This is a genomic window from Roseomonas sp. WA12 (assembly GCF_054165765.1).
Map to the genome: position 1 here is coordinate 1585407 of NZ_CM135108.1, position 22759 is coordinate 1608165.

Annotated in this window: 21 protein-coding genes; 2 read left to right on the top strand and 19 right to left on the bottom strand. The window is 68.3% G+C overall.

Annotated features, from left to right (window positions below):
• Positions 1-29: 29 nt before the first annotated feature.
• The gene (mazG, locus tag ACVBD7_RS07550) at positions 30-827 is read left to right on the top strand and encodes a nucleoside triphosphate pyrophosphohydrolase (protein ID WP_458096873.1); all 798 of its coding nucleotides are present in this window, start codon (positions 30-32) and stop codon (positions 825-827) included.
• Here mazG and ACVBD7_RS07555 read toward each other — a convergent pair.
• The 10 genes from ACVBD7_RS07555 to dusB all read right to left on the bottom strand — a co-directional run bounded on the left by ACVBD7_RS07555 (position 824) and on the right by dusB (position 12417).
• Positions 824-1660, bottom strand: a complete 837-nt coding sequence (locus ACVBD7_RS07555) for an inositol monophosphatase family protein (protein WP_458096874.1) — start codon at positions 1658-1660, stop codon at positions 824-826. The genes mazG and ACVBD7_RS07555 overlap by 4 nt on opposite strands.
• Positions 1657-2907, bottom strand: coding sequence for a GTPase HflX (gene hflX / locus ACVBD7_RS07560; protein ID WP_458096875.1), 1251 nt, complete (start codon positions 2905-2907; stop codon positions 1657-1659). Before hflX ends, ACVBD7_RS07555 begins: the two co-directional genes overlap by 4 nt.
• Before the next feature lie 43 nt (positions 2908-2950).
• Positions 2951-3295, bottom strand: coding sequence for an RNA chaperone Hfq (hfq, locus tag ACVBD7_RS07565; RefSeq protein WP_458096876.1), 345 nt, complete (start codon positions 3293-3295; stop codon positions 2951-2953).
• A 134-nt stretch (positions 3296-3429) separates the two neighbouring features.
• On the bottom strand, positions 3430-4092 hold the full coding sequence (locus tag ACVBD7_RS07570; RefSeq protein ID WP_458096877.1) for an HAD family hydrolase: 663 nt from the start codon (positions 4090-4092) through the stop codon (positions 3430-3432).
• Positions 4089-4961 carry a D-amino-acid transaminase gene (locus ACVBD7_RS07575; protein ID WP_458096878.1) on the bottom strand — a complete coding sequence of 291 codons (873 nt, stop codon included), beginning with the start codon at positions 4959-4961 and terminating at the stop codon, positions 4089-4091. The genes ACVBD7_RS07570 and ACVBD7_RS07575 overlap by 4 nt, the downstream gene beginning before the upstream one ends.
• 42 nt (positions 4962-5003) lie before the next feature.
• Positions 5004-6404, bottom strand: a complete 1401-nt coding sequence (ntrX, locus tag ACVBD7_RS07580) for a nitrogen assimilation response regulator NtrX (protein ID WP_458096879.1) — start codon at positions 6402-6404, stop codon at positions 5004-5006.
• Complete coding sequence (locus tag ACVBD7_RS07585) at positions 6394-8643, bottom strand: ATP-binding protein (RefSeq protein ID WP_458096880.1); 2250 nt, start codon at positions 8641-8643, stop codon at positions 6394-6396. Before ACVBD7_RS07585 ends, ntrX begins: the two co-directional genes overlap by 11 nt.
• A 10-nt stretch (positions 8644-8653) precedes the next feature.
• Positions 8654-10105, bottom strand: coding sequence for a nitrogen regulation protein NR(I) (gene ntrC / locus ACVBD7_RS07590; RefSeq protein WP_458096881.1), 1452 nt, complete (start codon positions 10103-10105; stop codon positions 8654-8656).
• 39 nt (positions 10106-10144) lie between these two features.
• Positions 10145-11284, bottom strand: coding sequence for a two-component system sensor histidine kinase NtrB (locus ACVBD7_RS07595; protein ID WP_458096882.1), 1140 nt, complete (start codon positions 11282-11284; stop codon positions 10145-10147).
• An 8-nt stretch (positions 11285-11292) separates the two neighbouring features.
• Positions 11293-12417 carry a tRNA dihydrouridine synthase DusB gene (gene dusB, locus ACVBD7_RS07600; RefSeq protein ID WP_458096883.1) on the bottom strand — a complete coding sequence of 375 codons (1125 nt, stop codon included), beginning with the start codon at positions 12415-12417 and terminating at the stop codon, positions 11293-11295.
• Between the two features lie 132 nt (positions 12418-12549).
• Here dusB and ispD point away from each other — a divergent pair, with 132 nt between their 5' ends.
• Entirely contained in the window at positions 12550-13695 is a 1146-nt protein-coding gene (gene ispD, locus ACVBD7_RS07605; protein WP_458096884.1) for a 2-C-methyl-D-erythritol 4-phosphate cytidylyltransferase, read from the top strand.
• On the opposite strand, the gene ACVBD7_RS07610 is transcribed toward ispD, so the two are convergent.
• The 9 genes from ACVBD7_RS07610 to ACVBD7_RS07650 all read right to left on the bottom strand — a co-directional run bounded on the left by ACVBD7_RS07610 (position 13673) and on the right by ACVBD7_RS07650 (position 22757).
• A complete protein-coding gene (locus tag ACVBD7_RS07610; protein WP_458096885.1) occupies positions 13673-14728 on the bottom strand; it encodes an acetoin utilization protein AcuC in 1056 nt (351 codons plus the stop codon). The two genes, ispD and ACVBD7_RS07610, sit on opposite strands and share 23 nt — an antisense overlap.
• A gap of 77 nt (positions 14729-14805) precedes the next feature.
• Positions 14806-15993, bottom strand: a complete 1188-nt coding sequence (locus ACVBD7_RS07615) for an acetyl-CoA acetyltransferase (RefSeq protein ID WP_458096886.1) — start codon at positions 15991-15993, stop codon at positions 14806-14808.
• A 100-nt stretch (positions 15994-16093) separates the two neighbouring features.
• Positions 16094-16930, bottom strand: a complete 837-nt coding sequence (locus tag ACVBD7_RS07620; RefSeq protein WP_458096887.1) for a flagellin — start codon at positions 16928-16930, stop codon at positions 16094-16096.
• Positions 16931-17102: 172 nt separating this feature from the next.
• Positions 17103-17894 (bottom strand): cold-shock protein, encoded by a 792-nt coding sequence (locus ACVBD7_RS07625; RefSeq protein WP_458096888.1) that lies wholly within the window; start codon positions 17892-17894, stop codon positions 17103-17105.
• An 82-nt stretch (positions 17895-17976) separates the two neighbouring features.
• Complete coding sequence (locus ACVBD7_RS07630; protein ID WP_458096889.1) at positions 17977-19263, bottom strand: NAD(P)/FAD-dependent oxidoreductase; 1287 nt, start codon at positions 19261-19263, stop codon at positions 17977-17979.
• Positions 19253-20044: an FAD binding domain-containing protein gene (locus ACVBD7_RS07635; protein ID WP_458096890.1), complete on the bottom strand. Its 792-nt coding sequence runs from the start codon at positions 20042-20044 to the stop codon at positions 19253-19255. The genes ACVBD7_RS07630 and ACVBD7_RS07635 overlap by 11 nt, the downstream gene beginning before the upstream one ends.
• An 18-nt stretch (positions 20045-20062) precedes the next feature.
• Positions 20063-20566 carry a (2Fe-2S)-binding protein gene (locus tag ACVBD7_RS07640; RefSeq protein ID WP_458096891.1) on the bottom strand — a complete coding sequence of 168 codons (504 nt, stop codon included), beginning with the start codon at positions 20564-20566 and terminating at the stop codon, positions 20063-20065.
• Between the two features lie 98 nt (positions 20567-20664).
• On the bottom strand, positions 20665-21747 hold the full coding sequence (locus ACVBD7_RS07645) for an ABC transporter ATP-binding protein (RefSeq protein ID WP_458096892.1): 1083 nt from the start codon (positions 21745-21747) through the stop codon (positions 20665-20667).
• Entirely contained in the window at positions 21744-22757 is a 1014-nt protein-coding gene (locus tag ACVBD7_RS07650; RefSeq protein WP_458096893.1) for an ABC transporter ATP-binding protein, read from the bottom strand. The genes ACVBD7_RS07645 and ACVBD7_RS07650 overlap by 4 nt, the downstream gene beginning before the upstream one ends.
• Between the last annotated feature and the right edge of the window lie 2 nt (positions 22758-22759).

Genomic DNA, 22759 nt, shown 5'->3' on the forward strand with positions numbered 1-22759 from the left:
TACATTATGCGACTTGAGGATCTGGGGTGATGAGCGAGGTTGTGGCGCTGGGCGAACTCTCCCGCCTTCTTGGCATCATGGCGCGCCTGCGGGCGCCGGATGGATGCCCTTGGGATCGCGAGCAAGACTTCGCTTCCATCGCGCCGTACACGGTTGAGGAAGGCTATGAGGTCGCCGAAGCCGTACAACGCCAGGACAGAACGGCGCTGCGCGACGAGCTGGGAGACCTGCTGCTGCAGGTTATTTACCACTCACGTATGGCTGAGGAACTTGGCGAGTTCGGCTTTGTCGATGTGGCGAAATCCATTAGTGACAAGATGATACGCCGCCATCCTCACGTGTTCGGAGAGGATGCTGTCCGAGACCTTACTGCCCAGAATGACGCCTGGGAGAAGCAAAAAGCGGCCGAGCGCGCGGCGCGGGCAGAGACTGGGACACTGGCGGGCGTCGCAACCAACCTCCCTGCCCTCACCCGCGCGGCCAAGCTGACCCGGCGTGCGGCGCGGGTAGGGTTCGACTGGCCGGATGCCTCGCGGGTGCTGGACAAGCTTGAGGAAGAGGCTGCGGAGTTACGGGCCGAGTTGCCGGGCGCGAACCCGGCGCGGCTGGCGGATGAGGTGGGCGATCTGCTCTTCGTGCTGGCCAACCTCGCGCGGAAGCTGGATCTCGATCCGGAGACCTGCTTGCGCGGTGCCAACGCCAAGTTCGAGCGCCGGTTCGGCGCGATCGAGGACGGGCTGGCGGCCGCGGGTCGTGCGCCCGCGGATGCATCACTGGAGGAAATGGAAGAGCGCTGGCAGGAAGCGAAGCGCGCCGAGCGGCGCTAGTCGCCCAGAAGAGCTTGGCGGGCAGCGTGCCAGCTGGTCTGGTCCGGGGCACAGATCAAGCCACCGGTTCGGGCAGTGGCCGGGTGGTACAGGCTGCCATCGAATTGCGCGGCATACCCACCGGTCTCACGGTGTACCAGCCATCCTGGCGCGTGGTCCCAGGGCATCAACCGGTTGTAGAGCGACAGGTGAATGTGGCCGCCGGCGAGCAGCCGGTACTCATGCGCGGCACAACCGAGCTGCCAGGTCTTGGCCAGCCGTGGCAGGCGGGCGGCGACATGGCTTTTCCGCGGCTCGGGCAGATAACCGTAGGAGACGCAGCCGACCATTTCGCCGACAGGCACCGGCGCAGCGACCCGCAACCGGGCGCCGCGGCGGCCTTCTACACCGGTGATCCAGGCCCCCTCCCCGGCAGCTGAGATAAGGCTGTCCTCTCCAACAGGGTCGTGGATCCAGGCCGCCACCACCTCGCCATGAACAAAGGCCGCAGCCATGCAGCCGAAGATCGGCATACCGGCGGCAAAGTTCGCGGTCCCGTCTACCGGGTCCACAACGAAGGCGAGCGGAGCATCCGCCAGTCGATCGAGGAGTGCGGGATTGGCGGCACAGCCCTCCTCGCCAACAACTGTGCATCCGGGGAAACTTTCGGACAAAGCGGCGATGATCAGCCGTTCGGCGCCTTCATCGGCGTCTGTCACCATGTCCAGCGGGCCGGACTTGGTCCGGATGTCCTCGGCGGCGAGCCGGCGGAAGCGCGGCATGATCTCGGCCCGTGACGCGGCGCGCAGAATGCGGTCCACCTCCGCCAGGGCTGCGTCGTCGAAGGACCTCACGCGGTACCGCGCTGATGGAAGCGGGCGAGGTCGGCCGGGGCAAGTCGCACGGCCAGGTGGATGGCTTGGTCCTCATCCCGCCGGTCCAGCACCTCGCCATGCTCATAGAGCCAGGCGAGGCCCGCCCCGTCCTCGGTGGAGAGGGTGAACTGCTCGATGACCAGCCCTGCCGCTAGGCGCTCGTCCAAGAGCTGGCGCAGCGCATCCAGCCCTTCGCCCGTGAGGGCCGAAACGCCGATGGCGCCGGGCGTGGCCGGAGGAGGCTCCTCCAGCAGGTCGGTCTTGTTGAGAACCTCGACCAGGCGCTTTTCCCAGGCCCCGTCCAGCGGCGCGTCTGGGCCGGTGGCAAGGTCCGTCAGCACGCTCATCACGTCGGTTCGCTGGGCGGCGCTGTCGGGGTGGGAGATGTCGCGGACATGCAAGATGACGTCGGCGGCCGCCACCTCTTCCAGCGTCGCGCGGAAAGCCTCTACCAACTGGGTGGGCAGTTCGGAAATGAAGCCCACCGTGTCGGAGAGGATGACGGTGCGGTTTGATGGCAGGCGGATGGCCCGCATTGTCGGGTCAAGCGTGGCGAAGAGCTGGTCCTGCGCGTAGACGCCGGCTCCGGTCAGGGCATTGAACAGCGTGGACTTGCCCGCATTCGTGTAGCCGACGAGGGCGACCACGGGATACGGCACCTTGGTGCGCGCCGTGCGGTGCAGGCCGCGGGTGCGGCGCACCTGTTCCAGTTCCTTCTTCAGCTTCACGATCCGCTCGTCGATCAGGCGGCGGTCGATCTCGATCTGCGACTCACCGGGGCCGCCGAGGAAGCCGAAGCCGCCTCGCTGCCGCTCAAGATGGGTCCAGGACCGGACGAGACGTGTGCGCTGGTAGGATAGATGGGCGAGTTCGACCTGCAGGGAGCCCTCCCGCGTACGGGCGCGCTCGCCGAAAATCTCGAGGATGAGGCCGGTGCGGTCGATGACCTTGCAGCCCCAGGCGCGCTCGAGGTTGCGCTGCTGCACGGGGGTCAGCGCTGCATCCACAACCACCACCTGTACGCCATGGGCGGTGAAGGCGGCGCGGTCAGCCTCGACCTGCCCCTCGCCCAGCAGGGTGCTGGGGCGCTTGGCGCGCAAGGTGTGGATCGCGCTGTGGACGATCGCCACGCCGATGGATGCGGTCAGGCCCACCGCCTCGGCCAACCTGGCCTCGGCGGCGCGTCCGTCTCCGGTGCCGTGGGGTCTTTCCCACGGCAGGATCACCGCGGCGGGGGTAGGGCCCGGACGGCCCTGCCCCGGCCCGGGGTCAGTCCTGGTTTCCGACAGGGCTCGGCTCGCGGGGTGAGAGGGTCATGGTGGTCTCGCGGACAGGGGCGCCGGCCTGGGTGGGGCCTTGCGCAGGGGTTGAGGTGCTGGCGGACGCAGCGTCAAAGAGCATGATCGGCGCGCCCGGCATCACCGTGCTGATTGCGTGTTTGTAGACGAGCTGAGTGTGCCCGTCACGGCGCAGCAAAACGGAGAAATTATCGAACCAGGTGATAATGCCCTGCAGCTTCACGCCATTCACCAGGAAGACGGTGACGGGGGTCTTGCTTTTGCGAACATGATTCAGGAACACGTCCTGCACGTTCTGGGACTTCTCGGCAGCCATAGGCTGATGTCCTTCTTCATTCAAAACGCCCGGACTTCGGCCCGGTGCGGATACGGGGCGGTTTTTCTTCGTGACCCGCCCGCATGGCGCGCCGCGTTCCCGGGCGCGCTCCCTCGCCCATGGGGCCGACAGATTCACCCCAGGGTGGCAGGAATGTCCAGGGCGGAAAGGGCAGCGGTCATGGCCGCCGCAGTGACGAAATGCAGAGCGGGGGCGCTGGCGCCCGGGCCTCCGTCATGGGCGGCATCGCCGAGAAGCACGGGCACGCAGCCGGCGCGACGGGCAGCGTCCATGTCCAGCGCGTTGTCGCCGACATACCAGACAGAGCCGCCAGCCGGGACCCCGCAAGCTGCGCAGGCGATCCGCATGGGCCGGGGATCCGGCTTGTCGGCCGGGCCGTCCCCTGCCCCGACCAGGGCGCGGAAGATCGGCGCCCAGCTGAGATGCGCGGCTTCCGCCCGCAGCAGCGGGCCGGACTTGTTCGAGAGCACGGCCATTGGTGCGATGGCTGCTGCCCGCTGCAAAAGCGCGGCGGCGTCTGGCATCGGGCGCAGCACCTCAAGATGCGTGGCACGGACGGCCGTGTAGAAGATGTCGCGGGCGTGCTCCCAGCGATGGCCGAAAAGCGGCGGGAAGCTGTCGCGAAGGGAGTGGCGTACCCGTTCGCGGACTTCCTCCAGGCTCCACTCCGGCATCCCGGCATCCCGAAAGGCGGCGTTCAACCCGGCGCGGATGGCCGGCCAGCCATCCACGAGCGTGTTGTCCCAGTCCCACACAATCGCCCGCGGGCGGATCATGCCGCGTTGCGGGCCGCGCCCTTTGCGTGGCGGGCAAAGATGTCGAAGAGCCGGCGCGTCACCGGGCCGGGCTGGCCATCGGCGACGGGTCGGCCGTCGATCTTGAGGACCGGCTTCACGAAGGAGCCGGCGGAGGTGATGAAGGCCTCGCGCGCCGTCGCGAGGTCGTCCAGCGAGACCGGGCGCTCATCGGCACGGATGCTGTGCTCTGCCATCTCGGCAAGCAGCGCAGCGCGGGTGCAGCCGGGCAGGATCGTGTTTCCAAGCGGCGGGATACGGATCGCACCCTCGGCGTCTACCAACCAGAAGCTTGTGGCCGCGCCCTCGGTGACCATGCGGGTGTTCGGGTCAAACAGGATGGCCTCCCCTGCCCCGGCCTCTCGCGCCGCTTGGCGGGCCAGGACGTTGGGCAGCAGGTTCACACTCTTGATGTCGCGCCGAGCCCAGCGATGGTCGGGGTGGGTGATGGCGGCGATGTTCCAACCATCGATGCCCTTCGGGTAGGGCGGACTATGGCGGGAGGTCACGACGAGGGAGACCTTCGGTGTCACCTTGGGGAAGGCGTGATCGCGTCGGGCGACCCCGCGACCGACCTGCATATAGACCAAGCCGTCGCTTACCCGGTTCCGGCGTGCCACCTCGCGAATGACAAGCTTGAGCGAGGCCATGGGCATCGGCATCCCCAAGCGGATCTCACCAACCGAGCGCTGGAGCCGGGCGAGGTGCAAGTCCTCGTCGAGAAAGCGCCCACCCACGAGGTTCACCACCTCGTAGATGCCGTCGCCGAACTGGTAGCCGCGGTCTTCGATGTTCACGCTGGCGTCGCGCTGGGCGACGTAGCGCCCGTTCACATAGGCGATTCTCGACATCGGGCCTCGGAGTCCAGCGGATGGGCGTTTAGTGAGTGGGCGTCAGGAGACGGATGCGCGATCCTCGGCCTGCACGCCCAGGAACTTCAGCTTCCGGTGCAGGGCGGAGCGCTCCATCCCCACAAAATTCGCGGTTCGGCTGATATTGCCGCCGAAGCGCAGCAGCTGGGCTTCCAGGTACTGCCGCTCGAACAACTCGCGGGCGTCGCGGAGCGGCAGCGTCATGATCTCGCTGGACCGATCCAGCTTGAGCATGGCGGGCGCGGAGGAGCCGACCTCTGGGGGCAGCATCTCCGGCCGGATCGGATCGGCGGGGCCGCCCGGGGCCATGATCAACAACCAGTCCACGAGATTGCGTAGCTGGCGGACATTGCCAGGCCAGTCATAGGCCTGCATCGCCGCCATCGCGTCCTCACTGATCTCCCTCATGGGCACGCCCGAGTTCTCGGCGGACTTGGCCATGAAGTGGCGGGCCAGCGCGGGCACGTCCTCCCGCCGCTCGCGCAGCGACGGCATGCGGATGGGAACGACGGCGAGCCGGTAGTACAAATCTTCACGGAAGCGGCCGGCGGCGATTTCGGCAGAGAGGTCGCGATTGGTGGTGGCCGTCACGCGCACGTCCACCTTCACCCGGGTCGCGCCGCCAATGCGCTCGAAACCCTGCTCCTGCAGCGCACGGACGATCTTGCCCTGGGTCTCCAGTGGCATGTCCGCCACCTCGTCCAGCAACAGCGTGCCGCCATGGGCACGCTCCAGCACGCCCTGGCGGCGGGGCTGGGTCACGGGGTCGGCGCCACCTTCCACCCCGAAAAGCTCCTCCTCGAAGCGTGCGGGGTTCAAGGTGGCGCAGTTGAGGGCGACGAAGGGCTCATCAGCCCGGCGGGAGCGGGCATGGATCATCCGCGCCGCCACCTCCTTGCCGGATCCGGCAGGGCCGGTGAGCAGCACCCGAGACCCGGTGGGCGCCACCTTCTCGATCGAGTTCCGGATGCCAGCGACCAGGGAGGAGGTACCGACCAGTTCGGTCTCCGACCCGCTCCGGAGCTTCAGCTCGCTGTTCTCGCGCTTCAGCCGGGCAGCTTCCAGCGCCCGCGCGACGATCAACAACAGCCGGTCCGACTTGAAGGGCTTCTCGATGAAATCGTAGGCGCCCTGCTGAATGGCCTGCACGGCCGTCTCGATCGTCCCGTGGCCGGAGATCATGACAACGGGCACGCGCGGCTCCTCGCGATGGATCGCGTCGAGGATGCCCAACCCGTCCAGCCGGGAGTTCTGCAGCCAGATATCGAGGATGACGAGATTCGGGCGCTTCTGGCGGAAGGCGGCCAGGGCCTGGTCGCTGTTCCCGGCCTGCCGGATCTCGTAGCCCTCATCGGAAAGGATGCCATCGAGAAGGGCGCGGATGTCCGGCTCGTCGTCGACGATCAGGATGTCATGCGCCATGACGCAGCATCTCTCCTCTTGCCTGCAATCCGCCGCTCTCCGCCGCGTCGACCAGGGGCAGGGTGAGGGTGGCGCGTGCCCCGCCCTCAACCCCGTCGGCGAGCGCCAGCCCGCCGCCATGGTCCTCCATGATCTTCTTCACGATGGCAAGCCCGAGCCCGGTGCCCTTTGCCTTATGGGTCACATACGGTTCCGTGAGCCGGTCGCGCTCCCCATCCCCAGGCAGGCCAATCCCATTATCCTCGACCGAGATGGCCAGCCGAGCCGGTCCGGCGGCAACCTCGACCAAAACCCGGCCGCCGGCCTCACCTTCGGGTCGCATTGCAATGGCATCGGCGGCGTTCTGAAGCAGATTGGTGAGCGCCTGGTTGATCAACCGGCGGTCGCAGGGCAAGTGTGGAGAGTCCTCGGGCACGCGCAGTTCGTAGGTGATGCCGGGATGAGCATCGCGCTGCAACACGAGCGCTTCCCGCACGAGCTGTGCCGGGTTCTCCGGCCGGATTACCGGCTGCGGCATTCGCGCAAATGCGGAGAACTCATCCACCATGCGCCCGATATCGCCGACCTGACGCACGATCGTGTCGGTGCACGCGCGGAATGTGTCCGGATCGTCGGTGATCTGCTTGAGGTAGCGGCGCTTGAGCCGTTCCGCCGAGAGCTGGATGGGGGTCAGGGGATTCTTGATCTCATGGGCGATACGGCGGGCCACATCGGCCCAGGCGGCCATGCGCTGGGCGGAAAGGAGGGCGGTAATGTCATCGAAGGTGAGCACGTAGCCCGAGAGGCCACCCGCGTCGAACTCCGCGCCAATCCGGGCTAGGAGGGTCCGACGGCCGGAGGGACCTGGGACTGGAATCTCGTCCGTCCGCGGCTTCTCGGGCGTCGCGGCCGCAGCGGCGAGAAAGGCACGGAATTCGGGCACCACCTCTGCCAGCGGGCGCCCCACGGCGGCATCCAGGTCCTGGCCCAGCAGATCGCTGGCGGGGCGGTTGGGCAGGTTGATCCGGCCCTCCGCATCCAGCCCGATCACGCCCGCGGAGACACCGGCCAGCACGCTCTCGGTGAAACGGCGGCGGTCGTCGAGCTGCCGATAGGCCTCCAGCAGCTCGCTCCGCTGGGCAGCAAGCTGATTGGTCATTCGGTTGAAGGCGCGGGAGAGGCTGCCGACCTCGTCATCCATCCGTCCCTCATCCACGCGAACGGAAAGGTCGCCTCCCCTCACCCGTTCGGCCGCGTTGATGAGTCGCGCGATCGGGCGCGCGATCTGGTTGGCCATGACAAGCCCGATCAACACCGCCGCCAGCAGGACCAGCAGGGTGGCGATGGCGAAGATCATGGCGAAAGTAATCTGGAGACCGGAGCGGTTGCGGTCGAGCTGGTCGTACTCCTGATAGGCCAGCTCGGTGCGCTGCATGTGCTCGATGATCGAGGGATCGAGCGGGCGGCCGATCATCAGCATCAGCCCGGGCTCGATATCCAGCGCCACGAGTCCGCGCACCCGCCCCTCCTCCTCGCCCTCGGCCGAAAGGACGGCGACGTCGCCCTGGCGCGCGATCTCCATCGCCCAGCCTGGCGGTTGATCCATCACCAAGGCCGTGCCAAGGCCGGCATTGGCGATGACGCGGCCGAGCACCGGCTCGAACACCGCCGCCTCCGTCAACCCGCGCAGCGCAGTGTGCGTGGCCAGCACGCGGCTGAAGCCAAGAGTATTGTCAGGCAGCAGCGGGGCCGCGCGGTTGAGGTCGGCGGCCATCGCCAGCGCATCGGCGCGGATGGTGTTGCGATTCTCGTCCAGATAGGCGCGGGAGGCGACAAGGCTGGCCTCCAGCGTGTCCCGCACCTTGTCGCCGAACCAGGCCTGGATGCCGAGCTGGAAGAATACTGTGGCAAAGACCGCGACCAGCAGCGCCGGAACTACGGCCACCCCGCCCAGCAGCAGCACGAGGCGGACATGGAGGCGTGATCCCGCACTGCCCCGGCGGCGCTCCGCCCAGACGCGGACGAGCCGGCCAGCAAGGCTCGCGGCCAGCAGGAGGACGAAAGCGGCGTTGACGAAGACCAACCCCGCGGTCTGGGCCGGGCTGCTGGGTCCGAAAGGGCTGCCGCCCGACAGCACGGCGAAGGAGGCAATGCCGACCAGCAGCGCGCCCAGTGCGAGGCAGAGCGTCATCACCCGGCCGAGCAGCGCATCCGCCACCCGACGCGCGGCGCTTTTTTGTCCTCGGGGCTCCTGGGTCATCCGGTGGCGGTCACGACAGGCCGCGCACCACCGGCAGCTCAAGCTCCCGGATCTTCTTGCGCAGCGTGTTGCGGTTCAGGCCGAGCATGGCCGCCGCCTTGATCTGGTTACCTCGCGTGTTGGCCAGTGCCAGACGCAGCAGCGGCCGCTCCACCTCGGCCAGCACGCGCTCATACAGGTCGCGCACCGGCAGCCCGTCGCGCTGGGCGCTCATGAAGATGGCAAGGTGCCGCTCGACGGCCTGCTCCAGCGTCTCGGGGGTAGTGGGGGCGTTGGGCAGGCCAGGGGCGGCTTCGGCCTCGGCCAGCTCGGCCGCCACCGCGTCCTCGCCGATCACCTCCTGCGGGTAGAGCGCGGCGAGTCGCCGCATAAGGTTCTCCAACTCCCGGGCGTTACCGGGCCAGGGATGGGCACGCAGCCGCTCCACCGCTTCGTTGTCCAGCGACTTAGCCGGCAGCCCAGCGGCTCGCGCCTGGTCCAGGAAGTGGCGCGCCAGCAACGGGATGTCCTCGGTACGCTCGCGAAGTGGGGGAAGGCGGATGGGGACAACGTTCAGGCGGTAAAACAGGTCCTCGCGGAACACGCCGGCGCGGATGGCCTGGCGGAGGTCGCGATGAGTGGCGGCGACGATGCGCACATTCGCCTTAATCGCGGTGCGGCCGCCAACGGTGGTGAACTCGCCCTCCTGAAGAACGCGCAGCAAGCGGGTCTGCGCCTCGGGAGGCATGTCGCCGATCTCGTCGAGGAACAGCGTGCCCCCAGCGGCCTGCTCGAAGCGCCCGACGCCGCGGGCCATGGCGCCCGTGAAAGCACCCCGCTCATGGCCGAACAGCTCGGCCTCGATCAGTTCCCGCGGGATCGCGGCCATGTTGACTGCGACAAAGCTGCCTGAGCGCCGGCGCGGCGAGTAGTCGTGCAGGGCGCGGGCCACCAGCTCCTTGCCGGTCCCCGACTCGCCTGTGACCATCACGGTCAGGTCCGTAGTCGTGAGGCGCGCTACCGAGCGGTAAATTTCCTGCATCGCGGCCGAGCGGCCGACGAGCGGCAGGCGCTCCTCATCGGCTTCCTCGCCCTCCACCTTCTCGGGCAGTGCGGCCGGGGCAGCGAGGGCTCGCTGGACGAGCGAGATGAGGTCCTTCAGGTCGAAGGGCTTGGGGAGGTAATCGAAGGCCCCACGCTGGGCGGCCTTCAGCGCGGTGGCAAAGGTCGATTGCGCGCTCATCACGACCACTCGCAACTCAGGCCGCACGCGGCGGATACGCGGGACCAGATCCAGCCCGTTCTCGTCCGGCATTACAACGTCGGTGATGACGAGGTCGCCCTCCCCGTCCTCCACCCAGCGCCACAGCGTCGCGGCCGAGGAGGTGGCACGCACGTTGTAGCCGGCGCGGCCGAGCGCCTGGGCGAGAACGGTACGGATGGCGCGGTCGTCATCCGCGATGAGGATGGTGCGTTCGGTCATTCTTGTTCTTGAGCGGGCCTGTTCTCGGGGTGGGCGGCGTCAGGCGGGCTGGCGCATGCGCGCCCGGGACATGGCTTGCGCGGTGCGCGGGGGCGGCTTGGCCAGCGACAGGCGGAAGACGGTGCGGCCAGGGCGGCTGTCGCACTCGATCAGCGCGCCGTGGTCTGCCACGAGCTTGGCCACCATCGCCAGCCCAAGGCCCTGGCCACCGCGCTTGGTAGTGATGAAAGGCTCGAACAGGCTGGCGCGGACATCCTCGGCAATTCCAGGGCCGTTGTCCCGCACGCTGACCTCGAGCGGCAGGTGCACGCGCTCGGGCGAGCCGGGGATGGCGAGGCGCACGCCGTGGCGATAGGCGGTGCAGAGGACGATCTCTCCCTCCCGCGGGTCCACCGCCTCGGCGGCGTTCTTGACGAGGTTGAGCAGGATTTGCACGAGCTGGTCGCGATTGCCCCATACCGGGGGCAGCGAGGGATCGTACTCCTCAACGATACGGAGGTGGGCGGCGAAGCCGGTGCTGGCGATGCGCCGGACGTGGTCCAGCACCTCGTGGATGTTCACGGCGTCCCGCTCCAACGGGCGCTCGGAGAACATGTCCATGCGCTCCACCAGATCGCGGATCCGGTCCACCTCGTCCTGGATGAGGATGCAGAGCTCCCGATCGCCATCGGACGCCGCCTGTTCCAGCAGCTGCGCCGCGCCGCGAATGCCGGAGAGCGGGTTCTTCACCTCATGGGCCAGCATCGCCGCCATCGCGCTTGCCCCGCGGGCGGCACCGCGGAAGTTGAGCTGGCGGTCGAGCTTCTGGGCGGTGGAGCCATCCTGAAGCGTCAGCACCACGGCGCCGGGCATCTCCGGCATCGGCGCGGCATGGGCCGCGACGCCCTCCCGGTGAATGCGAGGGGAGAGAAGTGTCAGGTCGTGGTCGGAAATGGGTGCGTCCGCCGCGCGCACCTGGCGCACCAGGGCGGGAAGGCGAGAATCCTCGGGCAGCAGGTCCGTCAGATGCATCTGCGACAGGCTGGCGGAGGAGAGGCCGAGGAAAAGCTCCGCCGCCGGGTTGGCGAAGCAGAAGCGCTCCTCCCCGTCCAGCAGCACGACCGGCACGGGAAGGGCGGAGAGTAGATGCGCGCTGCCCGGCAGGCCGGCCTTGTCGAAGACCTGCGGGCCGCTAGCCATCGCGTCCCTCATGCGGCCAGGGAGGATACGGACGCATCCTCCGCGGCCTCACGACCGGCCTCCCGGAACATGTCCCGCACGCCCTCCACCCCGGCCTCCAGCAGCGGGCGGTAGAAGCCGTCGATCGCGGCCAGGGCGTCCTCGACCGTATCAGAAGCGTTGATGCGGACGCGGAACTCGGCACTGCCGGGCAGTCCACGCGAGTACCAAGCCACATGCTTGCGAGCGAGGCGGAGACCCGGGTTGCTGCCGTGATGGGACAGCATCGCGGCGTAGTGCTCCAGAAGCATGGCGTGCTGCTCGGCGAGCGAGGGCAGCTCCGGCATGGTGCCGGTGGCCAGGTACTCGGCAACGACGCCGGGCAGCCAGGGGCGACCGTAGGCGCCGCGCCCGATCATCACCCCGTCCGCGCCGGACTGCCGCAGTGCCTCCTCCGCATCCAGCGGCCCGAGGATGTCGCCGTTCACGATCACGGGGATGCCGACCGCAGCCTTCACTTTGGAGACGAACGCCCAATCGGCCGTGCCGGTGTACAGCATTTGCCGGGTACGGCCGTGCACGGTGACCATGCGGATCCCGCAGGCCTCCGCAATGCGGGCGAGGTTCGGGGCGTTGAGATTGGCGTGGTCCCAGCCCATGCGCATCTTGAGCGTCACCGGGACGTTCACGGCCTTCACCGTCGCCTCGAGAATGCGGGCAGCACGGATCTCGTCACGCATCAGGGCGCTGCCAGCCTGCTGGCCAATGGCCACCTTCTTCACCGGACAGCCGAAATTGATGTCCACCAGGGCCGCGCCGTGATCGACCGCGAGTCGCGCGGCCTCGGCCATCACCTCGGGCTCGCAGCCGGCCAGCTGGACGCTGGCGGGGCCACCGAAGCCGTCGACCTCGGCCATCTTCAGGGTCTGCCGGTTCTCTCGTACCATCGCCTGACTGGCGATCATCTCGCTCACCACCATCGGCGTTCCACGACTGCGTGCGAGTTGGCGGAAGGGCAGGTCCGTCACGCCCGACATCGGGGCGAGGATTACCGGACGCTCGATGGTGATGTTGCCGAGGCGGATCGGCCGCAAGTGCAACCTGCCTGCCACTTGGGCAGGCTCTCCGATGCGTGATGGTTCGGGCATGGGCATCTGCCTATCAACCGGGCAGGCGCGCGGTCAAGCACGATCGCAACTGGCTATGTGGCGTGGTGCCCCAGAGCAGGGTCTGTGCGGCCCTGCGCGGCGCCGCTAGGTTCCGCGACCTTGGATGGGGGTCATGGGATGCGGGTTGCGGCGTTGCTGATGGCGGCCGGGCGCGGCGAGCGGCTAGGTGGGGCGATGCCCAAGCAGTTCCTGCCCCTGCTCGGCCGGCCCGTCCTGCGCCATGCGGCCGAAGCTCTGCTGCGCGACGGGCTGGTTGAGGTGATTCAGCCAGTCTGCGCAGAGGCGGAACGGGCGCGTGTGGACTCGATTCTGGAAGGCCTCCCTGTAAGACCGGCTGTGGCGGGTGGCGACACGCGCCAGGCTAGCGTTCGCGCCGGGCTGAACGCGCTCTCCGCGGCCGCGCCGGAGCTGGTTCTGGTTCATGACGCCGCGCGGCCCGTGGTACCGCCGGGCACGGTCGCCGCCGTCGTCGGCGCCCTGGCGACGTCCGAGGGCGCTATCCCCGCCCAACCCGTGGCCGACACGTTGAAGCTGGGCGAGGACGGCACAGTTCGTCGCACCGTCGCGCGGGACGGGCTGTACCGGGCGCAAACACCGCAGGGTTTCCGTTTCCCCCTGCTTCTATCCCTGCACCACCAGGCGCCCGAGGGCGCCACAGACGACGCATTCCTGCTGGAGGCTGCTGGGCATATCGTACGTCTCATCCCCGGATCGGAGAGCAACGTGAAAATCACCCTGCCCGGCGACCTGGAGCGCGTGGAAGCCGGGATGCTGCCGCGCCTCCTCCCTCGGGTCGGGACCGGCTTCGACGTGCATCGGCTGGTGGAAGGGCGCAAGCTGTTCCTCTGCGGCATCGAGGTGCCATATTCGATGGGGCTGGACGGGCATTCCGACGCCGATGTCGGCCTGCACGCGCTCTGCGACGCGATCTATGGCGCGCTCGCCGAGGGCGACATCGGCCGCCATTTCCCACCGAGCCAGATGCAGTGGAAAGATGCGGACAGCGCCGACTTCCTGCGCCACGCCGCGGGCCGCATCGCGGCGCGAGGCGGGATGCTGGCCAATGCGGATGTCACGCTGATCTGCGAAAGGCCGAAGATCACGCCCCATGCGCCAGCGATGATCACGCGCGTGGCAGAGCTGCTCGGCGTGCCGGAGGACCGGATCTCGGTGAAGGCGACGACGACCGAGCGGCTGGGCTTTCCGGGACGCGAGGAGGGCATCGCGGCCCAGGCAGCGGTCAGCCTGCTCGTGCCGGGCTGACGGGCTCGGGCAAGCCTTCCAGTACCGCGTCGCAAGCCGCGACCACCTCCGGACGAAGCGGCCCGGGACGCGGCGCATCGATCAGAGTGGTGGACCAGTGCTCGGGCGGGTTCCGGCCTGCGGCGCGGTCCCAGTCGAGCGCGCGGAGGACCGCTTCCGCCGCGGGCGGCAGACTGTCCGGCATGGGGCGGCCATCCAGCGCGCCCCAAACCGCCGTCCAGCAGCGGGCGACGGTCCAGGGATTGTAGCCCCCTCCCCCCGTCACGATCAGCCGCGGGGTCTCGGCCATCAAGGCCCGAACGACGGCGAGATGCGCGTTGTTGGAAAGCGAGAGGCGCGCGAGCGGATCTTCCTCGAGCGCATCGGCACCGCATTGAAGCATGACGGCCTGCGGGCGAAGTTGATGGAGGATGGGCAGAATGGCCGCGTTCAGGACGTGGTCCATTTCCGTGTCGTTGAAGGCCTGGGGCACGGGAATATTGCGGGCATGGCCGCCGGCGCGATCCTCCAGCCTTCCGGTGAAGGGCCAGCGGCCGGCCTCATGGACGGAGAGGGTGAAGACACGCGGATCCTCGCGGAAGGCGTACTCGACGCCGTCTCCGTGATGCGCGTCTATATCGACGTAGAGGATGTTCGACAGGCCGAGATCAAGCCATTCCAGCAGCCCCATGACGGGATCGTTGATGTAGCAGAAGCCCGCGGCCCGGTCGGGGAAGGCGTGGTGCGTGCCGGCGCCGGGAACATGCGCGACGCCGCCATTCCGGGTCAGGCGCGCGGCCAGGATGGCGCCGCCGGCGCTGGTGGCGGGCCGGCGAAAGACTTCCCGGTACACGGGGTTCCCGTGCGCGCCGATATGGTGCCGCTCCCGCATCTCGGGCGTTGCCGCCTGCTCGGCCTCGGCGCGTTGCAGGGCGGCGACGTAGTCGGGCGTGTGATAGCGGGCAAGCTGCTCCGGCGTGGCCCGCGGGCTGTCGAGATAGCGCTGCGGGTCCAGCCAGCCGAGGGCACGAATGAGATCCAGCGTGGCGGGCACCCGCGGGATCGCCAGCGGGTGCTTCGGGCCGTAGGAGGAGCCGCGGTAGATCTCGGAACCGATCAGGAGCGGCTGCTTCAGCGCAGGCGCTCCAGGATCGAGACGTAATTGGCCACCGCGGCCCCGCCCATGTTGAAGACGCCGCCGAGGGTCGCGCCGGGCACCTGCATGCCGCCGGCCTCCCCGGCCAGCTGCATGGCCGAGAGGACATGCATGGAGACGCCGGTGGCGCCGATCGGGTGGCCCTTGGATTTCAGCCCGCCAGAGGGGTTCACTGGCAGGCGCCCACCCTTGGCCACGGTGCCATCCAGCACGACGCGGGCGCCCTGCCCTTCCGCCGCCAGACCCATTGCTTCGTAATCGATCAGTTCGGCGATCGTGAAGCAGTCATGCACCTCGGCGAAGGAGAGATCACCGACGCCGACGCCGGCGGCGCCATAGGCCTGGCGCCAGGCTTCGCGGGCGCCCTCGAAACGGGTGATCTCGCGGGCGGAGATGGGCAAGAGGTCGTTCACTTGCACTGCCGCGCGGAAGTGGATCGCCTTGTTCATAGTAGCGGCCGTTTCCGCATCCGTGAGGACCAGCGCTGCAGCACCGTCAGACACCAGGCTGCAATCCGTGCGCTTCAGCGGGCCGGCGACGAATGGGTTGCGCTCGCTCTCGGTGCGGCAGAACTCGTAGCCGAGGTCCTTACGCATTTGGGCGTAGGGATTGTCGACGCCGTTCCGGTGGTTCTTGGCGGCGATGGCGGCCAGGGCATCGGACTGGTCGCCGTGGCGCTGGAAATAGGATTCGGCGATCCGGGCGAAGACGCCTGCGAAGCCGGCCGGGATGTCGCCTTCCTCCCGGCGGTAGGCGCAGCCGAGAAGAACATCGCCGACCTGGGCGCCCGGAATCGCCGTCATCTTCTCAACGCCGACCACGAGGGTGAAGCGGCCTCGGCCGGCGGCCAGAAAGTCCATCGCGCCGTGGATCGCGGCCGAGCCGGTGGCGCAAGCGTTCTCCAGCCGCGTCGCCGGCTTGAAGCGAAGCTCGGGCAGGGATTGCAGGATGAGGGAGGACGGGAAGTCCTGCTTCTGAAAGCCGCCGTTAAAGTGGCCGACATAGATCGCGTCCACCTCGGCCGGGTCGATGCCCGCGTCCTCAATTGCGGCACGGGCGACGCGCCCGATCAGCGCCTCCGCATCCGGCGCGTCCTCGAGCCTGCCGAAGGGTGTGTGCGCCCAGCCCACGATGCAGGCGCCGTCCGCTGGCGTGGTCGCCATGTCTCACCCTCCCGACTTCTTCCGAGAAGATAAGCACTTTGCCGCCCGCATTCCATCTCGACAGCGCCCCTCCCCCAGTAGGGCGACGCCGCCGACGAGTTCAGCCGCGGAAGAGGCTGAGCAGGCCCTGCGGGGACTGGTTCGCAATGCCGAGCGCCTGGGTGCCGAGCTGCTGCTTGATCTGCAGCGCCTGGAGTTTTGCGCTTTCCTTCGCGAGATCGGCGTCGATGAGCGAGCCCAGGCCAGTCTCAAGGGAGTCGAGCTTCTCCTTGTTGTAGCTCATCTGGGACTCGAGATACTTGGAGTTCGAGCCGAAGGTATTCAGCGCCGTGTTCACCGCGCTCATCTTTGACGTGAAATCGCCGGTAGAGGCAAGCGCCGAGGCAGCCGATGCGGCATCAGTCGGGGCCGCGTCGACGACCAGCGCGGTCGAACCCTCGACAGCGTTCAGCGTGTAGAGCGTGGCCTGCTCGTTCCGCGTCGTCGCAATGTCGCCGCCACCCGCCGCCGTGGACGTCGTCAGCAAAGTGCGCCCGTTATAGGTCGCGTCCTCGATGAAATTCTGCACCTGCGTGCGGAGGGAGTCGTACTGGGCCTGGTACTGCGTGCGCTGCGACGAGGACAGCGTACCGTCGGCGAGCTTCACGAGCACGCCGCGGATCTCGGTCATCGTCCCGGAGACCTTGGTGAGACCCGAAAGCGTCGTGTCCAGGATGCCCTGTACGCTCCCCATCTGCTCGTTGGCGGAGGTAAGGCCGGCGATGTCCGCGCGAACCTGCTGCGCCACGGCGAAGGCGGCGCCGTCATCCTTGGCGTCAGCGACCCGGTAGCCGGTCGAGACGCGCTTTTGCGTCACCGACAGCGCATCATTCGTGCGGTTCAGCGACTGCAGCGCGACCTGTGCGCCAAGGTTGGTGTTAACCGAATTCATCGCCATCGGGTTCTTCCCTTCGCGTCAGCGGTTCTCTCGCTCTCCCGTCACACTGACCGCAGGGAGTGAAGGAATCGCTAACCAAGGGAGCCCGGCCACTTCAGTCGATACGATTGAGCAAAAAAGAAGGCCCCGGACTTGCGCCGGGGCCTTCCAAACTTCGCAAGAAACGCGGTAATCAGCCGCCCTTGTACTGCACGGCCTGGCGGCCGCGCTGACCGTCGCGCACGTCCAGATTGACCTTCTGGCCCTGCTGCACGTCAGTCACGCCCGCGCGCTGCAAAACGGAGGAGTGCAGGAACACGTCCTGGCCACCGTCATCCGGGGTCACGAAGCCGAAGCCGCGGACCTGGTCGAACCACTTCACCGTCCCGTTCACGGCATAGGTCGGGCCACCCTCGTCACGGCCGAAGTCGCGGCGCGGCGGGCGATCGCCACCACCACCGCCGAACTCGCGCCGTGGAGCGCCGAAGCCACCACCACCACCGGGACCGCCGAAACCGCCGCCCGGCGGGCCACCGAAGTCACGACGCGGAGGACGATCCCCAAAACCGCCGCCCGGCGGGCCGCCGAAGTCACGACGCGGGGGACGATCCCCGAAGCCACCACCGCCGCCGCCGAAATCCCGGCGCGGGGGACGATCCCCGAAGCCACCGCCGCCGAAATCACGACGCGGGGGACGATCCCCGAAACCGCCACCGCCGCCACCGGCTCCGCCGCCCGGACCGGGCTTCAGCTCCATGATGCGCGTAACGAGGCGACGGCCCTGGCGATCCGTGCCGATCTCGCAGACGAGCTTATCGCCCGTGTCAGCCGACTGGATGCCGGCCTCTGCCATAGCCGATGCGTGGAAGAAAACGTCCTGTCCGTCGGGCCCGAGCACGAAGCCGAACCCCTTGCGGCCGTTATACCACTTCACCTCGGCCTCGACGGGCCCGGTGCCGCCCTGCGATTCATTCTCGGGGAACACTGTATCTCACTATCCGCAAACAGATCGGCCCGACGGGATGCAGGACCGGTATCGTCATGCTGGCACGGCGCTGCAAGGAATGCTAGCCGAATCGAGCGGGGTCATAGGGCGCTAAAGCCATACCGGCCGGGGCTCCGGAGGCCAGTGCGGCCGCAATCTCGCCACTGCGCGGACCCGCAACGAGCCCGACATGGCCGTGACCGAAAGCGAGAATCACATCGGCCGACGCGGCCGAGCGCCCGAGGCATGGCAGGCCGTCCGGCATGGAGGGGCGATGGCCCATCCAGAACTTCACTCGATCCGCCGGGAGGTCCCGCGGAAGGGCGGGGAAGGCGCGCAGAAGGTGGTCGCGCAGGATCTCGGCCCGCTTCCAGTTCGGCGCTGCCTCCAGCCCCGCGATCTCAACCTGCCCAGAAGCCCGCAGCCCCTGCCTGGTGGCGGTGATGCCCATCTTGCCGTCGGAGGGCATGATTGGGATGCGCGGCCCGGTTTCGGCGCCGAGCACTACGGCGTGGTAGCCCCGCTCCGTCTCGAGCGGCACGCGGGAGCCGGCCGCAGCGGCCAGGGCCTTCGAGCGAGCGCCTGCTGCAATGACGGCGCGGTCGGCCGCGATCTCACCGCCCTCCCCCAGCCTCACGGCCCGCAGCCGGCCGCCCTCGATGCGGAAGCCGGTGGCGGCGCTGCGGCGGATCGTCGCGCCCTCCGTCACGGCCTGCTCAACCAGCGCCGCCACCAGGGCGCCCGGATCGGTGCAGTGGCCGGCCTCTTCGAACAGAGCGCCAAAGCCGTAACGGCGGTCCAGCTCCGGCTGCAGCTGGCGCATCTCCTCCGGACCGATCTCCCGCCACACCAGCCCGACCTGCTGGCGGATGCGGAAGCTCATGGCCTCTCGCTCGAACTCCGTCCGGGAAGGATAGACGTACATCAACCCGTCCCGCCGAATCAGGTCGGGGACGCCAGCCCGCTCGGCGAGCCCTTTGTGCCGGGTCGGCGCGTCTTCCAGCAGCTTGCGGAGAGCATGGGCCGTCTGCAGCACCCGCGCCTCGGTCCAACCGGCGCGCAGATAGGCCCAAAGCCAGGGCAACGCTCGCGGCAGGTAGGACCAGCGAATAGCCAGCGGCCCAAGCGGGTCTCTTAAGAAGGTTAGAACCTGCTTCCACAGCCCGGGCCCGGCTGGCGGTATGACCGACATTGGGGAAAGCCAGCAGCCATTCCCGTAGGAGGCCGCCTGCTCACCCCCGGGCGGGCCCGGATCCAGGATGGTAACGCGGAATCCCCGGTCCAGCGCCGCCAGGGCGGTCGCGGCGCCGACGATGCCGGCGCCGATGACGACAAGATGCGCGGCGCCGGGCGCCGGTTCAGCCGGCATCCAGGATCGCGCGCTTCGCCATCACCGTGACCAGGTGGGCCCGGTACTCGGCGCTGCCATGGATGTCGCCGTTTAGCCCGTCCGCCGACTGCCGAATGCCGGCCACCGCGTCGGGCGACCAGTTGGCGGCCAGTGCTGCTTCCATCTCGGCCTGGCGGAACACGCCGGGGCCAGCGCCGTTCACCACCACCCGCACCCCCATCGGCCCGCGCGCGACGAAAACACCTGTCATTACGTAGCGCGAGGCCGGGTTTCGCATCTTTGCGTAGCCGGCCTTCTCGGGGACGGGAAACTCGATGGAGGTCAGCAGCTCGCCCGGCTCCAGAGCCGTGGTGAACATGCCCTGGAAGAACTCGTCCGCCTCGATGCGCCGCCGGTCCGTGACGAAGGTCGCGCCCAATGCCAGGGCGGCGGAGGGGTAGTCCGCCGCCGGGTCGTTGTTGGCCAGCGAACCGCCCATGGTACCGCGGTTGCGGACCTGGGTGTCCCCGAGATGGCCGGCCATCTGGGCCAGCGCGGGGATGGCACCGGTGACGACCGGGTTCTTGTTGATCTCGGCGTGGCGGGACATGGCGCCGATGACGATCCTGTCCCCTTCCCGCCGGATGCCGCGGAGTTCGGCGATACCGGAAAGGTCCACCAGAGCAGAGGGGTGATCCAGCCGGTGCTTCAGCGCGGGCAGAATTGTCTGGCCACCCGAAATGGGGCGGGCCTCCGGATCGGCCAGCAGGGCCAGCGCCTCGGAGAGGGTAGCGGGCTTGTGGTAGGCGAAGTCGTACATCGGGATCGGGTCTCCGGCTCAGACTTCGGCGGGGGCGAGGGTCTCGCGGCGGCCGTGCATCACGTCCTGCGCTGCGGCAATCGCCTTGACGATATTGTGGTAGCCCGTGCAGCGGCAGAGGTTGCCCTCAAGCCCCTCGCGGATCGCGTGCTCGTCCAGCCCGTCCGGGTGTTTCTTCACCAGATCGATGGCGGACATCACCATGCCCGGCGTGCAGAAGCCGCATTGGAGGGCATGGTACTCGCGGAAGGCCTCCTGCATCGGATGCAGCGTCCCGTCGGCAGCCGCCAGCCCCTCAATGGTGGTCACCGTGGTGCCCTCGGCCTGTACCGCGAGCATGGTGCAGGCCTTCACGCTTTCGCCATCCACATGCACCACGCAGGCGCCGCACTGGCTCGTGTCGCAACCGACATGGGTCCCGGTTAGACGCAGCTTCTCGCGCAGCAGCTCGACCAGCAGGGTCCGGCCTTCGACCTCAACGCTGTGAGGTTGGCCATTCACCGTCAGGCTGACATTCGGCATGTTCCGTTCCCCGCCACGTGCAACGCCCGGAAGGTCGCGCGGCGCCCCCCTTGCGTCAAGGCGAGGAGCGCCGGGCGATGATCTCGGCCAGCCTTTCCCTAATGAGGAAGAGGCGAGGCCTCGCCAGAGAGCGGATTCTGCTCAGCCGGCAGGTCGTGCAGATGGCAAGCGGCGGTATGGTCGGGGCTTGTTGCCTTCAGCAGCGGCTCCTCGACCCGGCAGCGGTCGAAGACATAGGGGCAGCGGGTGTGGAAGCGGCAGCCCTTGGGTGGGTTGATCGGGCTGGGCACGTCGCCCTGAAGGACGATGCGCGTGCGGGCGGCCCCGGGCTGCGGAACCGGCACGGCCGAGAGCAGCGCCTGGGTGTAGGGGTGCTTGGGCGCGGCGAACAGGCCGCGGCGCGGAGCCACCTCCACGATCTTGCCGAGATACATGACCGCCACGCGATGCGTCATGTGCTCCACGATCGCCAGGTCATGGCTGATGAAAAGCAGCGCGAGACCCAGTTCCTTCTGCAGATCCTGCAGGAGGTTGACGATCTGCGCCTTCACCGAGACGTCGAGGGCGGAAACCGCCTCGTCACAGATGATCAGGTCGGGCTCGGCCGCGAGGGCGCGCGCGATGCCGATGCGTTGACGTTGGCCGCCAGAAAACTCGTGCGGCCAGCGGGTGATGGCGTCCCGAGGCAGTCGCACCGTGTCCATCAGCGCGGCAAGGCGCCGGTCCAGATCCGCGTTGTCCTTGGCCAGGCCGAAGTTGCGGATTGGCTCGGCGAGGATGTCCTTCACTCGCATGCGGGGGTTGAGGCTGCTGAACGGGTCCTGGAACACGACCTGCACGCGGCGACGCATCGGCCGGAGCCGCGCCTGCGACATCGTGTCGATGCGCTGGCCATCCAGAACGACCTGGCCCGAGGTGATGTCGAACAGCCGCAGCACCGCCTTGCCGACGGTCGACTTGCCGCAGCCGGATTCACCGACCAGCGACAGCGTTTCGCCCTTGGCGATCTCGAAGGAGATGCCGTCCACGGCATAGACATGCCCGGTGACGCCGCCCATCAACCCGCCACGTAGCGGGAAGTGCTTCTTCAGGTCATCGACCTGCAGGATCGGCGTGCCCGAGGTGGAGCCGTGCGAGACGGCGCTGTCGGTCGTGGCGGTAGTGGAGAGGGTGGCGCTCATGCGGCGAGGAGCTCCTTCTCGGCGTAGTGACAGGCGGCGGTGTGGTTCGGCGCTTTCGGCTCCAGCGCCGGAGCCACCTCGCGGCAGAGATCGGTTACCCTGGGGCAGCGACCGGCGAAGACGCAGCCGTCGATGCGTGTCTTCAAACTGGGAACGAGGCCGGGGATCTCGGCCAGGCGCTCCGCCGTGCCGTCCAGCGAGGAGCCGAGCTTCGGAACGGCGCCGAGCAGGCCCTGGGTGTAGGGATGCTTCGGCGAGTTGAAGAGCTCGCGCACCGGCGCCTCCTCGACCTTGCGCCCGGCATACATGACGATCACCCGCTCCGCGACCTCGGCCACCACGCCGAGGTCATGGGTGATCAGCACGATGGCGGCGCCGACCCGGTGTTTTAGGTCCCGCATCAGGTCCAGGATCTGCGCCTGGATCGTCACATCGAGCGCGGTGGTCGGCTCATCCGCGATCAGAAGCTGCGGGTTGCAGGCCAGGGCCATCGCGATCATCACGCGCTGGCGCATGCCGCCCGAGAGCTGGTGCGGATATTCCTTCACCCGCCGCTCGGGTGCCGGGATGCCGACGAGCTTCAGCATCTCCACGGCTTTGGCCTCGGCCTGCTGACCATTCAGCCCCTGGTGCAGGCGCAGCGTCTCCCCGATTTGCCGGCCGACGGTCAGCACCGGGTTCAGCGAGGTCATCGGCTCCTGGAAGATCATGGAGACCTCGTTGCCGCGGATCGACCGCATCTCCTTGTCGGAGAGCTTCACGAGGTCTTTGCCCTGGAACCGGATCTCACCGGCGATCTTACCCGGAGGCTCCGGGATCAGCCGCAGGATGGACATGGCGGTCACGGACTTGCCGCAGCCGCTCTCGCCGACGATGGCGATGGTCTCGCCGGCATTCACATGGAACGAGAGCCCATCGACGGCACGGTTCACGCCGTCGGGGGTGCGGAAATGCGTCTGCAGATTGCGGACATCCAGCAGGGGGCCTGCGGCCGCGGTGGTGGCGGACATGG